This is a genomic window from Caulobacter sp. 602-2 (assembly GCF_011043625.1).
Classification (GTDB): domain Bacteria; phylum Pseudomonadota; class Alphaproteobacteria; order Caulobacterales; family Caulobacteraceae; genus Caulobacter.
In genome coordinates, this window is sequence record NZ_JAAKGT010000001.1 from 611,651 (window position 1) to 624,714 (window position 13,064).

The following is a 13,064-nucleotide window of genomic DNA, read 5'->3' on the forward strand; positions in this document are numbered from 1 at the left end:
GCTTCGGTAGAGCATAATGTTCTCATTATGTTCATGCGAGGCGAGCCCATGCAGCTGTCCCTCTGTCTGGCCCGATCGCCGCTGGAAGATGCGCGCGACGTCCTGCTGGCCGCCTTCGGCCCGCAGCGACCCAAGGCGCGGATGGACCCCGTCTCCCAGCTGGTGAAGTCGTCGATCAGCCACCGCACGCTCGACGCGGTGTCCTGGGCCGCGTTCCTTCGGCTGCAGGGCGCGTTCCGGACCTGGGAAGAGCTCGCCGCCGCCGGGCCCGAGCAGGTGCTGGCGCTGATCGCCGACGTCACCCATGCGCAGGACAAGGCCCGCCGCCTGCCGATCGCCCTGCGCATGATCCAGGACCGCATCGGCTGGCTGTCGCTGAGCCACCTGCGCAACCTCACCGTCGAGCAGGCCCGGCACGAACTGCGCGCCCTGCCTGGCGTCGGCCAGAAGGTCGCCGCCAGTGTCCTCAACTTCAGCACCCTGGCCATGCGCGACCTGGTGGTCGACAGCCACGTGCACCGCACGGCCCAGCGCCTGGGCCTGGTCGGCCCCGGCGACCCCACCCACAGCTATCACGCCCTGATGGCCCTGGCGCCCGACGCCTGGAGCGCCGACGACCTGTTCGAGCTTCACTGCCTGATGAAGCACGGCCTGGGACAGCTGGTCTGCACCCACGACGCGCCGCAATGCGGCGCCTGCCCGATGAAGGCGCAATGCCGCCGCGTGGGCGTGGAGGGCGCGACGGTGCTGGCCTGGCGGCCGCGAGGCTGAGGCGGTAAGCACGACCCATGAGCAAGCCCGCCGCGCCCACGTTTCCCGACGCCGCCATGATGGCCGCGCCAGAGGCCTTGGCGCGGTTCCTGGAGACGGCGGACGCCTCGCTGCTGGACGGCGTGTTCTCCGGCGGCGACGTGACGATCCTCGAGAACTTCGCGCCGTACATCTTCCTGGGCCAGCAAGGCCTGGCGCAATGGCGGGCGATCATGAGCCGCCATGTCGGCGCGATCGACGGGCTGAAGCACGCATTCGAAGCGCCGCAGGACTTCGGTCTAGACGGCGACACCGTCCACTTCACCCTGCCCACCCGCTGGAGCGGCGTACGCGGCGGCAAGCCGTTCAAGGAGCTGGGCGGCTGGACCTTCGTGCAGGTGCGCGAGGCCGACGGCTGGCGGATCCGCTCCTACGGCTGGGCCGTCGTCAGCTTCGACTGGCTGGACTGACGGGATCAAGCCCTACCCCGCCAGTTCGGTGAAGGTCCGCGTGCCGATCGGATAGCGGCGCCAGTCGCCATAGTCGAAGTGCCACCACTCTTCCGGATAGACCTCGAAGCCCTGGGCGACCATGGCCTCGCGCAGCACCCTGCGCAGGGCCCGCTGCCTGGCCGTTCCGCCGGCGAAGTCGGCATAGGAGCGCGTCGACATCTCGTCGTAGCGGCTGGGCATCAGGACGACCTCGCCGGTTTTCAGGTCGTGCAGGGTCAGGTCGACGGCGCATCCGCGATTATGGCGCGAGCCCTTGGCCGGATCGGCCACGAAGACGCGGCTGGCCGGCGGCGTGGCCTCCCAGAACATCCAGGTCACGAACCACGGCCGATAGGCGTCGTGGATGGTCAAGCCCCAGCCCTGGGCCGCCAAGGCCTTGGCTGCACGGCCCACGGCCTCGGCGGCGGGGCGCTGCAGCCAGGCGGCCGAGCGCTCGTAGAGCTTCAGCCCCATGAAGTTGTCGCGGCCGGCATAGCGGATGTCGAAAGCGATCGTCGGATCGATCGCGGCCAGGTCGACGAGGTCGGACGGCAGGAAATCGCCCGTCTCGACCGGCGGCGTCGCGGCCAGGGCTCGCTCGCGCAAGGCCTTGGGATCGGCGCGAACGGCGCGGCGGATGCCGGCCTGCACCTCGACGCCGAAGTCGCGGCGCGGCAAGACCGCGCCGTTCAGCCGCACGCCGCGCGCCGTCGCCAGCAGCTCCCCGCCGCCCGCGACGCCATAACGGCCCGGAGCGGTCGGCGACAGCCGCCGGATCGGACCGCCATGGGCGAAGACGGCCAAGGCGCCGTCGTCGGTCTCGAAGATCGTGACGGGCGCCTCGGGCGCACCGTACTGGGCGACCAGCGCCAAGTCGGCAGCCGCCAGGGCCGCGCCAGGCGCAAGGCTCGAGGCCAGGACGCCGGCGGCGACGGTTCTACGGGTCTGCCGCATCGCCGCCGCCCCCCCTTTTTCCTACTTCATCGTCGGGATGACGAAGGCGCTGTCCTCGACATCGCCTTCCGGCCAGCGGGCCGTGACCGTCTTGACCTTGGTGTAGAACTTCACGCCCTCGACGCCGTGCTGGTTGGTGTCGCCGAAGGCGCTGCGCTTCCAGCCGCCGAAGGTGTGATAGGCCACCGGCACCGGGATCGGCACGTTGATGCCGACCATGCCCACGTTGACGCGGGCGGCGAACTCGCGGGCGGCGCGGCCGTTGCGGGTGAAGATCGCCACGCCGTTGCCGTACTGGTGCTCGGACGGCAGGGCGATCGCCTCCTCGAAGCTTTCGGCGCGCACCATCTGCAGCACCGGGCCGAAGATCTCTTCCTGATAGGTCTTCATGCCCTTCTTGACGCCGTCGAACAGCGACGGGCCGATGAAGAAGCCCTTCTCGAAGCCCTGCAGGGAAAAGTCGCGGCCGTCGACCACCAGTTCGGCGCCTTCGTCGACGCCGATCTGGATGTAGTCGGCGATCTTGGCGCGGTGTTGGGCGCTGACCACGGGGCCGTAATGGGCGGCCGTGTCGGTGGAGATGCCGACCTTGAGGGTGTCGATCTCGGCGACCAGGCGCTCGCGCAGTTCGTCGGCGGTCTTCTTGCCGACCGGCACCACGACCGGCAGGGCCATGCAGCGCTCGCCCGCCGAGCCGAAAGCCGCGCCCGACAGGTCCTTGACCACCTGGTCGAGGTCGGCGTCGGGCAAAACAAGGCCGTGGTTCTTGGCGCCGCCCATGGCCTGGACGCGCTTACCGTGCGCCGTGCCGGTCTGGTAGACGTAGTGGGCGATGTCGGAGCTGCCGACAAAGCTGACGGCGCGGATCAGCGGGTGGGTCAGGATGGCGTCGACGGCGCTCTTGTCGCCGTGGATCACGTTGAGCACGCCTTCGGGCGCGCCGGCCTCCATCATCAGCTCGGCCAGCTTCAGCGGAACCGTCGGATCCTTCTCCGAGGGCTTGAGGATGAAGCTGTTGCCGACCGCGATGGCGATGCCGAACATCCACATCGGGATCATGGCCGGGAAGTTGAACGGGGTGATGCCCGCGCAGACGCCCAGGGGCTGGCGCATCGAATAGACGTCGATGCCGGGGCCCGCGCCCTCGGTGTACTCACCCTTCAGGATGTGCGGAATTCCGCAGGCGAATTCAATGACTTCCAGGCCGCGCTGAATGTCGCCCTTGCTGTCGGCGATGACCTTGCCGTGCTCGGACGACAGGATCTCGGCCAGGCTGTTCATGTCGCGCTCGATCAGGCGCTTGAACTCGAACATCACCCGGGCGCGGCGCTGCGGGTTGGTCGCCGCCCAGCCGACCTGGGCCTTGGCCGCGGCCTGGACGGCGGCGTCGATCTCGCCGTCGGTGGCGAACTGGACGCGGGCCTGCACCTCGCCGGTGTTGGGATTGAAGACGTCGCCGAAGCGCCCCGAGGCGCCATCGAAGGCTTGGCCGTTCACGAAATGGGCGATGTCTCGCATGATGCGCTCCCTAACGCTGTTTTTCGGCGTCATTAGCATCCGAAAAACGGCGCGTATCGTGGAAAATCTATCCCCGGCTTCTCAGCCGCCTACTCCGCGTCGACATGCACCCGGCGGAACCGGCCCTGCAGGTAGACCAGCGGCTCGTGGTCGGGGTCGTAACGCAGCTTGACCACCCGCCCGACATAGACCCGGTGATCGCCGGCGTCGAAGACGTGGTGGGTCTCGCATTCGAAATTGGCCATGCAGCCGGGCAGGATCGGCACGCCCGTGCGCCAGGTCTCGGTCTCGACGCCGGCGAAGCGGTCGGTGTCCTTCTGCACGAACTGACGGGCCAGGGCCTGGTGATCGGCGTGCAGCACGTTGACGGCGAAGCGGCCAGCCGCGTCCAGCGCCGGCAGGCTCGACGACTTCAGGTCGACGCAGACCAAGGCCAGCGGCGGGTCCAACGACACCGACGTGAAGGAATTGGCGGTCAGGCCGACGCGGCGGCCGTCCTGCCCCAGCGTCGTGACGACGGTGACCCCCGTGGTGAAGCACCCGAAAGCGTTGCGCAGGGCGCGGGCGTCATGCGCGCCGCCCTCCCCCAGTTCGATCGTGACTGCCTGACTCATCTTGCCCTAGCAGTGCGACAAAGCCGGGCGACGGGCAAGGCGGGATGCCGCGCGACGGGGCTGGAGGAGCGAGGACTGGAGCCGCAATGAAGTTTTTGCTTACTTAGTGATCAGTGGCGGCAGGGCGCTACGCGGTCTTCGGGCCGCCGAGATCGATGGCTAGAGACGCGCCCGCGACGCCGCCGGCCCCATAGGCCTCCGGCGCCACCATGCGGGCTGGCCGGAGCACGGCCCTCAGTTTCAGATCGAGCTTGTCGAGTTCTGCATCAACGACGGCCGACTTGAGAACGACGAGATCACGTCCGGCGTCGCTGTTTACCCGGTCGCGCCCGGCCTTCATCGCGGTCAGCTTGTCCGCGATGGACGTGACCATGCCCAGAGTGAACGAGGCGTTGGCCACATGTCGATCCTTGTGCCGAAATCGCTGATAGTCGGCAGAGGTCTTGTAGCGGCCAAGCTCGAACCGAACAGCGCCGTCGATCAGTTCGGTCAGGTAGTGCGCGACTTCAATATCCGCAGGGAGCCCAAAGAATACGTACCGAGGCTCTCCGGTCGGGCCCTTCTCGCGCCAAACTCGGCAATCACAAAAACTGGCGATGGCGACGATGCAATCGCCCAACGGTATCCGCTTATTGTGGTGCGTTTCGTACTCGCGCCGCTCGCACAGCGTATCGCGGAGTTCAACGTCGGTGAGGGAAAGGTCGTATCGATCGAGCAGTTCGGCGACCTTCGCGGCGGCCGACATGGCTTCGGCTTCCGTGCAGCCATTGTCCGTGGTCTTGGCTCGGAGCCCTGCGATGCGCGCCCTGAGCTTTTCAAGGTCTGCCAGATGTTCGTTCACGGCTGCGCCCCGAAAGTGTCTCAGCGCCAACCCGCCAAGTTCGCCTGCCCCGCCTTCTAGGCGAAGCCTGAGGCTGATCCCAGCACATCGAAGGGCCCAGGATCGAGCACCCTCTTGTATCAGAGGCCAGCTTCCGCTCATTCGGAGCATCGAATGAGCGGAAGGCCTTTCCCGACTAGACCTGAGCCACGCCGCCGTCGATGGCGAAATCCGAACCGGCCATGAAGGCGGAGTCGTCCGAGGCCAGGAAGAGCACGGCCTTGGCGATCTCCTCGGGTGCGCCGACGCGGCCGATCGGGGTCTGGCTGGCCATGTAGTCGAGCAGACCTTGCTGCTGGGCGGGATCCGAGCCGGCAAGCTCGACCAGGCCGGGCGTCCTGATCGGGCCAGGGCTGACCACGTTGACCCGGATGCCGCGATCCTTGAGGTCGAGGGTCCAGCTGCGGGCCAGGTTGCGCACGGCGGCCTTCGAGGCGCTGTAGACGCTGAAGGCGGCGGTGCCGGTGGTGGCCGTGGTCGAGCCCGAGAGGATCACGCTGGCCCCGTCACGCAGCAGCGGCAGCGCCTTCTGCACGGTGAAGATCACGCCCTTCACGTTGCGGCCGAAGATATCCTCGTAGTGTTCCTCGGTGATCGCGCCCAGGGGCAGCATGTCGCCGCCGCCGGCGTTGGCGAACAGGGCGTCGATCTGGGCGTGGCGCTGCTGCACCGCGTCGTAGAGGCGGTCGATATCGGCCAGCTTGGACATGTCGGCCTGGACGCCGACCGTCGCGCCGCCGATCGACTTGACCGCCGCGTCCAGCTCGGCCTGGCGGCGGCCGGTGATGAACACATTGGCTCCCTCGGCCGCGAACGCGCGGGCGGTGGCCAGGCCGATGCCGCTGGTGCCGCCGGTGACCACCACCACCTTGTTTTCGAACTTGCCGCTCATCTGAAGTCTCCTTGGCTTGTGCGGCGAACCGTTCGCCGTTGGTAAGGAGATGCATCTGGAACGATCTGGCCGGTAGTCAGGCAATGTGGCATTCAGTGTCTCGATAATGAGACGATGATATGCCCGACCTGAACGACTACCTGCTCTTTGCCGAAGTGGTGGCCCATGGCGGCTTCGCGCCGGCCGGCCGCGCCCTGCGCCAGCCGAAGTCGACCCTGAGCCGCCGGATCGCCCAGCTGGAAGCCCGCCTCGGCGTGCGGCTGATCGAGCGCACGACGCGCCGGTTTCGGGTCACCGAGGTCGGTCAGGCCTTCTACGAACGCTGCAGAATCGTGGCCCTCGATGTCGAGCAGGCCAACGCCGTCGCCGCCGAGGCCAAGAGCGAGCCGCAAGGCCTGATCCGCTTCAGCTGTCCCACCGGCCTGGTCGAGACCCTGTCAGCGAGCTTGCCGCGGTTTCTGGCGCGGTTTCCCAAGGTGCGGCTGCAGGTGATCGCGGTCGACAGGCCGGTGGATCTCATCGAGGAGCGGATCGACGTCGCCCTGCGGGTGCGCACCGTGCTGACGACCGACGCGGCGCTGACCATGCGCACGCTGGGCCGTTCGCGCCGAATTCTGGTAGCAGGGCCTCAACTCGCCGCCCGTTGCGTCGACCTGGAGATCGACCAACTGGCCGGCCTGCCCACCCTCAGCCCCACCGACCAGTCAGGCGAGCTCACCTGGGACCTGCTGGGGCCGAACGATGCGACCTGCGCGATCCGTCACGAGCCCCGCTTGGCCTGCGGTGACTTCCTGGCGCTGCGCGACGCCGCGGCTGCGAACATCGGCGTCGCTTTCCTGCCGGATCATATCTGCAAGGCCGATCTCATGACCGGCCGTCTGGTTCAGGTCTTTCCGGAGTGGCGATCGGAGGACGGGATCGTCCACATCGTCTTCACCACCCGGCGCGGCCTTCCACCAGCCGTGCGGGCGTTCATCGATCATCTGGCCGCGGTGTTCAGCCAGGATCGGCCGACCCAGTAGGCCGCGCGCCTCTAAGCGCCTTCCACCAGCACCCCAGGCCGCCCAGCGTCCAGGCCGAACGTCACCGGCAGGTGGCGCACGTGCGGGGTCTGCAGGTTCAGGGCCTTGGCGCCGCGGGCGACGGCCAGCTTGCCCAGGGCCGTCGGGCCGAAACCGGCCTGAACCTTGGGATTGGCGCCCAGCCGGCGACGCAGCACGCCGTTGGCGTAGATGACGTTGGCGCGCATCAGGGCCGGCGGCGTCATGAACTCGATCGAGATCGAGACATTCAGCATCGGGCCGTTTTCGATGCGGTGCGGGGCGTTCTGCTTCCAGGTGACCATCGAACCGGGCGTCAGCTCGACGGCCTGGGCGCCGGCGTCCCAGGCGGGGTCGAAGGCGAACTGTTCGGCGGTCTCGCGCAGCACGATCTTCTCCAGCGCCAGGTCGCCCACATAGGGGTCGGCCACCGGATAGACCCACACCTTCTTGACGCCACGGATCTGCCACAGCGACACCAGCGGCACGTCGAGATGATAGAAGACCTGGGCGTTGGCGCTGCTGATCAGCATGCCCAGATCGCGCTTGAAGGTCTTCAGGCCCGGAACCTTGCCTTCCTTCTCGGCGAAGATCTCGTCGCACAGGGCGGCGTACTCAGGCACGTGGTCGTTGGTGTGGCGCAGGTTCAGCCAGATGCGGCCGGCCTTGGCGGCCTCCAGCAGCTGATCGCCCGACAGATTGCCCGCCGAGCCCTTGCGCCAGGTGGTCCAGGCCTTGGGGTCCTCGCCCATGGTGAAGACGCCCAGGAGCTCGCGCGGATAGCGGTCGAGCAGCCGCGCCAGGCCCTCGTCGTCGAACATCGGCCGCTCGTGCAGGCCGTGCTTGAAGACCAGGTTTTCCTTGCCGAAGGCCTTGGCCTTCTCGGGGGTCCAGTCGTGGATGATGGTCATGCCGCCAGCCTCACGCCGTGTGTCCGTAGAAATGGATCTTGAAGGGACCCCACCACAGGGTCTTGCCCAGGCCGCGGGCGGCGCGGTCCAGCCATTCGGCCCGATCGCCCGCGCGCGTCAGCCACTTGAAGCCGGCCACGGCGCCGAACAGCGCCGCCTGGACGACGCCGACGGCCATCCAGCGGGCCACGCCCACGCGGTCGGGGGGCACGGCGGCGGCGCAGTGAGCCGAGGGACCCTGGCCGTAGGCGAAGGCGCGGCGGATCGTGTAGTCCAGCGTCAGGCGGTCGGGCACGGGGTCTTCCCACACCCAGGCCTCGGGCTCCCAGGCGAAGACCGCGCCGGCGGCCCGCATGTGGCCGAACAGCATGTCGTCCTCGCCGCCGATATGATTGCGTTCGGCCGCGAAGGGCGCGACCGGATCGGGCAGGCTCGAGCGCTTCAGCAGGCTGTCGCCGCAGCCGTAGTAGTGGTCGATGACGCCGGCCTGCTCGGGGCCGATGCGCGAGAAGAACCGCTCCAGATAGTCGCGATGCTCGGTGACGGCCTGCGGCGCGCGGGCCCGGACAGGACCGAACACGACGTCGGCGGCGTAACGCTCCTGCGCGGCCAGCAGAGCGGCCAGCCAGCCGGCGGGGGCCTCCTCGTCGTCGTCCAGGAAGGCGACGAACGCGCCCGAGGCCCTGGCCATGCCGGCGTTGCGGGCGTTGGCGACGCCGGCGCGCGGCTCGTGCACGTAGTGGACGGGGAACGGCGCCTCGGCCGCCAGGGTCTGGGCCACGCCCTGGGCGGACGGCGCCTGGTCGTTGTCGACGATCACGAGTTCCAGCTCGGAATGATCCACGCCGGCCTGGGCCAGGACCGAGCGGGCCGCGACGGCCAGGCCGCCGAGCCGACGCTGGGTCGGGATCATGATCGTCACGCGGGCCATCAGACCTCCATCGTCGCGTTTCGGCGCTTGCCCTGGGCGGCGACGGCGTCGACCAGCCCCTTCACCCGGCCGCCCATGGTCAGCTCGGTGCTGGCGATGATGTCCATCCGCCGGCGCAGGCGCGCGACGGGTCCAGCGCCGTTGGCGCCGGCCAGGGCCCAGACGCCCTCGACCGAACCGGCCACCCGGCCGGCCATGCTGGCGGCGGTGGCCGCGCCGTCGGCGATCAGGGTCTGGGTCAGGCCGTAGGAATGCTTGTAGTGGTCCGAGCCCGGCCCCAGGTCGTAACGGGTCAGGCCCAGCTGCGGCATGGCGGCTATGGCGCGCAGGAAGAAGATCTGGCCCGGCGACCAGGCCCCGAAGGCCGGATTGGTCGAGGCGATCCACGGGTGGTAGATCTCGCCCTGGCGCACGCCGAAGTGGCCCGCCACCAGCTGACCGCCGGCATAGAGGTTGATCATCAGGCCGCGGAACTCGCCGTCGCGCTGCTCGAACAGCATCTGGAACAGGTCGCGCGTCCATTGCGGGCGCAGGAAGTCGTGGACGCCGGTGCGCTCGATCTGCTCGCGCTTCCAGGCGATCAGCTGGTCGAAGGCCTCCTGGCTGTCGTCGCCGGCCCGCAGCTCGACCTGCCCCATCTCGCGCTCGAGCTTGTTGTCGAGACGGCGGTAGTTCTTGATCTTCTTGGGGCTGCCGGCGCGCACCGCCTCCAGATAGGCCGCAGCGTCGCCCTGCGTGTCGATGACATAGGCCGGGATGGTCGGCTCGACCTGGAAGGCTCCGGCGGGATCGACCAGGCCCGTATAGCGCATGACCGCCAGGTCTGCGGCGCGCAGCACCTGGGCCGCGTCGATCGTCTCGCCCGGCTTGGCGACCAGGCCGTGATAGTCCGACAGCGGCGCGCCGATAGGGCGGGCCACGCCGCCCGGACGGCGATGATGGGCCAGGAAGCCGATCGTCTCGCCGCCGCGGCGAATCACGGCGACCCGAGCGTCCTCGCGCACCCGGCCGACGGCCTGGGCGAAGTCCGGACCGAGCAGAGGGCCGGCCAGGACTGGATCCGCCATCGCGAACGCTCGCCAGAGGGCGACGTCCGCGGGGGTCAGATCAGCGGGGTGCAGGGTCTCGATGTCCAACATGTCCACCTCTGTCCTAAACCGGCTCGGTTAGGGAATGATGGAAATGTCACTGCAATCCAGGGGCCACGCTCAGGCGCGGAATGTCGCACCCAGGATGCGCTCCAGCCAGGCCTGGTCGACCTCGTCGAAGGCGGCCGGACGGTCGGAATCGACGTCGAACACGGCCAGCAGGCGGCCCTCAGCGTCGAACACCGGCACCACGACCTCGCTGGCCGAGCGGCTGTCGCAGGCGATGTGGCCCGGGAAGGCGTGCACATCTGGCACAAGCTGGGTCTGGCCGGTGGCGGCGGCCGCGCCGCAGACGCCGCGGCCGAACGGGATGCGCAGGCAGCCCAGGGTGCCCTGGTAGGGCCCCACGACCAGCTCGCGCTCCTTGGCGGGATCCACGACGTAGAAGCCGGTCCAGAAATAGTGGTCGAAGCTGTTGGCCAGCATCGAGGCCACGGTCGCCATGCGGGCGGTCAGGTTGCCCTCGCCGTCCAGGACGGAGGCGATCTCCTCGGCGACCTCGGCATAGCGGGCGGCCTTGTCGGCGGAGAGGGTCTTGTCGTTGAAAGCTTCAGCCATGGGCGCGGATATAGCGCGCCCATGGCGTAATGCGAGGGCCTAGAATTCTTCCCAGTCGCCGGGGCGCGACTGCGGGGCGATCTTCAGGGCGTTGGCGCCTTGCACGTAGCGCTCGCGGAACGCTTCGCGACGGGGCGCGGCCGGCTGGCGCGGCGCTTGGCGGGGATGCAGGTCGCGAACCTCGGCGCCCACCTGGAAGCGGCCGATCAGGCGCTCCAGCTCGCCCGCCTCGCTGGACAGGGCGTGGGCGGCGGCGGTCGACTGCTCGACCATGGCCGCGTTCTGCTGGGTCACCTGGTCCATCTGGTTGACGGCGGTGTTGACCTCGGCGAGGCCGACCGACTGTTCCTTGGCCGAGGCGGCGATCTCGCCCACCAGGGCGTTGATCTCGGAGACCTGCTCCATGATCTGCTGCAGGGTCTCGCCGGTCTCGCCGACCAGGCGCACGCCCTTGCCCACCTCGTCGGTGGAGGCGCGGATCAGGCCCTTGATCTCCTTGGCGGCGTCGGCGCTGCGTTGGGCCAGGGCCCGCACTTCCTGGGCGACGACCGCAAAGCCCCTGCCCGCCTCGCCGGCCCGCGCCGCTTCGACCCCGGCGTTCAGGGCCAAAAGGTTGGTCTGGAAGGCGATCTCGTCGATGACGCCGATGATCTGGGTGATCGACTGCGACGACTTCTCGATGCCGCCCATGGCCTGGACGGCTTCGGTGACGACCTTGCCGCTCTTCTCGGCGTTGGCCTTGGCGCTTTCGGTCAGCTGACGGGCGCGCTCGGCGCCCTCCGAGCTCTTCTTGACCGTGGCGGTGATCTGGTCGAGCGCCGCGGCGGTCTGCTCCAGGCCGGCGGCCTGGCGCTCGGTGCGCTGGGCCAGGTCGTCGGAGGCGTGGCTGATCTCGGCGCAGCCGGCGCGGATGCTCTGGGCGGCCGACAGGATGCCGGCCATGGTCTGCTGCAGGCTGTCGACGGCGGCGTTGAAGTCGCGCGGCATCTTGCGGGCTTCGCCCGAGAAGCCGTCCTCGCGCATGCGCCAGATCAGATCACCGTCGGCCAGCTTCTCCATGCCCTGGCCAAGCGTAGCGACGGCGGCGGCCTGGGCCTTGGCGAAGGCCTCGGCCTCTTCGGCGTGGCGCTGGCGCTCGATCTCGGCGGCGGCGCGTTCGGCCTCCTGCTCGGCGCGGCGGCGCTGGCCGTCGGCCAGGTCGTGGCGGAAGCCGTCGAGGGCCCTGGCGATGGCGCCGATCTCGTCGCCGCCGGTCACGCCGGGCACGGGCTGGTCGTAGCGGCCGGCGCTCAGCGCGTCGACCGACTGGGTCAGGCCCGACAGCGGACGGCGCACCAGGCTGGCGCTGGCCAGGAACAGGGCCAAGAGCACCGCGCCGGTGATCACCATGCCGCCGATGAACAGGATCATGGCCAGGCGGTCGGCCGGACCGGTGATGGCCGAGCGCGGCACGTCCATGACCAGCGCCCAGGTGGTGTTGAGTTCGGGCATGGCGATGGGGCGGATCATCCGCTCCATCTCCTCGTCGCCGACCTTGACGCCTTCGAAGATCGCCGGCTCGCCGCCGCTCAGCACGGCCTTGACCTTGTCGGCGCCCGCGTCGGCGTAAGCGGTCGTGCGCAGGTCGGCGTTGGGGTGGGCCACCCACTTGCCGCTCGAGGACAGCAGCATCACGCGGCCGCCGCCCAGGGGCTGCATCTTCTCCAGGCGCTGCGAGACGCCGTCCAGCGACAGGTCGACGCCCTCGGCGCCCAGGAACTGGCCGTTCACCAGCACCGGATAGACGACCGAGGTCATCAGCTGGGTCTTGCCGGCGACGGTGTAGGGATAGGGCTCGAGGATCGCGGCCTTACGCGTGTCGCGCGGCACCGTGTAGTAGGGCTGGCTGTATTCGTTGCCTTCGCTCAGCGGCTCGAAGATCACCTTGCCGTCGTTGTGCACCCAGTACGGGGTGAAGTTGCCCTGGGCCGTCGAGCCCATGGCGGTCTGGCCGGCGAACTCGGCGTCCTTGCCGTCCAGAGCGTCGGGCGCGGCCATGAACCAGGCGCCCATGACGATCGGCGTGGCGTCGGCCTGCGGGCGCAGCATCTCGATATAGGCGCGGCGATCGCGCACGCCGGCCGTATGGGCCGCGGCGATCGAGCCGGCGGTGGCGCGTGAGGTGGCTTCGACCTTGCCGATCTCGGTGCGGATCTGCTCGATGGCGTCGTCGGCCACGGCGTCGGCATAGCGATGCGTCAAGCCCGCGACGATGCTGGAGGTGTGCATCGACACCGCCACGGCGGCGGCGATCAGCAGAAGGCCGATGGCCAGACCCGCCACCGTCACCAGCTTCCACGCGATGGTCAGCCGACCGAACGCCTTCATCGAGAATCTC

General features: G+C 69.0%; 13 protein-coding genes. 3 read left to right on the forward strand and 10 right to left on the reverse strand.

Annotated features, from left to right (window positions below):
• Positions 1–48 precede the first annotated feature (48 nt).
• A complete protein-coding gene (locus G5B46_RS02730; protein WP_165255829.1) occupies positions 49–771 on the forward strand; it encodes an endonuclease III in 723 nt (240 codons plus the stop codon).
• A 17-nt stretch (positions 772–788) separates the two neighbouring features.
• Positions 789–1,220, forward strand: coding sequence for a hypothetical protein (locus G5B46_RS02735; RefSeq protein WP_165255831.1), 432 nt, complete (start codon positions 789–791; stop codon positions 1,218–1,220).
• Positions 1,221–1,232: 12 nt separating this feature from the next.
• Here G5B46_RS02735 and G5B46_RS02740 read toward each other — a convergent pair whose 3' ends face one another.
• The 5 genes from G5B46_RS02740 to G5B46_RS02760 form a co-directional block, all read right to left on the reverse strand.
• On the reverse strand, positions 1,233–2,195 hold the full coding sequence (locus G5B46_RS02740) for a M15 family metallopeptidase (protein WP_165255833.1): 963 nt from the start codon (positions 2,193–2,195) through the stop codon (positions 1,233–1,235).
• Positions 2,196–2,216: 21 nt separating this feature from the next.
• Complete coding sequence (locus G5B46_RS02745) at positions 2,217–3,713, reverse strand: CoA-acylating methylmalonate-semialdehyde dehydrogenase (RefSeq protein ID WP_165255835.1); 1,497 nt, start codon at positions 3,711–3,713, stop codon at positions 2,217–2,219.
• An 89-nt stretch (positions 3,714–3,802) separates the two neighbouring features.
• Entirely contained in the window at positions 3,803–4,327 is a 525-nt protein-coding gene (locus G5B46_RS02750) for a flavin reductase family protein (protein WP_101717335.1), read from the reverse strand.
• Positions 4,328–4,454: 127 nt separating this feature from the next.
• Complete coding sequence (locus G5B46_RS02755; RefSeq protein ID WP_165255837.1) at positions 4,455–5,168, reverse strand: DUF2786 domain-containing protein; 714 nt, start codon at positions 5,166–5,168, stop codon at positions 4,455–4,457.
• A 175-nt stretch (positions 5,169–5,343) separates the two neighbouring features.
• Positions 5,344–6,099 (reverse strand): SDR family oxidoreductase, encoded by a 756-nt coding sequence (locus G5B46_RS02760; protein ID WP_165255839.1) that lies wholly within the window; start codon positions 6,097–6,099, stop codon positions 5,344–5,346.
• Positions 6,100–6,218: 119 nt separating this feature from the next.
• Between G5B46_RS02760 and G5B46_RS02765 the strand changes: the two genes are divergently transcribed.
• Positions 6,219–7,121 (forward strand): LysR family transcriptional regulator, encoded by a 903-nt coding sequence (locus tag G5B46_RS02765; protein WP_165255841.1) that lies wholly within the window; start codon positions 6,219–6,221, stop codon positions 7,119–7,121.
• Positions 7,122–7,132: 11 nt separating this feature from the next.
• Here the strand turns inward: G5B46_RS02765 and G5B46_RS02770 are convergent, their stop codons facing one another.
• The 5 genes from G5B46_RS02770 to G5B46_RS02790 all read right to left on the reverse strand — a co-directional run bounded on the left by G5B46_RS02770 (position 7,133) and on the right by G5B46_RS02790 (position 13,054).
• Positions 7,133–8,050, reverse strand: a complete 918-nt coding sequence (locus G5B46_RS02770; protein WP_165255843.1) for a hypothetical protein — start codon at positions 8,048–8,050, stop codon at positions 7,133–7,135.
• Positions 8,051–8,060: 10 nt separating this feature from the next.
• On the reverse strand, positions 8,061–8,981 hold the full coding sequence (locus tag G5B46_RS02775; protein WP_165255845.1) for a glycosyltransferase family 2 protein: 921 nt from the start codon (positions 8,979–8,981) through the stop codon (positions 8,061–8,063).
• A complete protein-coding gene (locus tag G5B46_RS02780; RefSeq protein ID WP_165255847.1) occupies positions 8,981–10,120 on the reverse strand; it encodes a GNAT family N-acetyltransferase in 1,140 nt (379 codons plus the stop codon). The genes G5B46_RS02775 and G5B46_RS02780 overlap by 1 nt, the downstream gene beginning before the upstream one ends.
• 69 nt (positions 10,121–10,189) lie before the next feature.
• On the reverse strand, positions 10,190–10,687 hold the full coding sequence (locus tag G5B46_RS02785) for a GAF domain-containing protein (RefSeq protein ID WP_165255849.1): 498 nt from the start codon (positions 10,685–10,687) through the stop codon (positions 10,190–10,192).
• A 39-nt stretch (positions 10,688–10,726) separates the two neighbouring features.
• Complete coding sequence (locus tag G5B46_RS02790) at positions 10,727–13,054, reverse strand: methyl-accepting chemotaxis protein (protein ID WP_165255851.1); 2,328 nt, start codon at positions 13,052–13,054, stop codon at positions 10,727–10,729.
• Positions 13,055–13,064 lie beyond the last annotated feature (10 nt).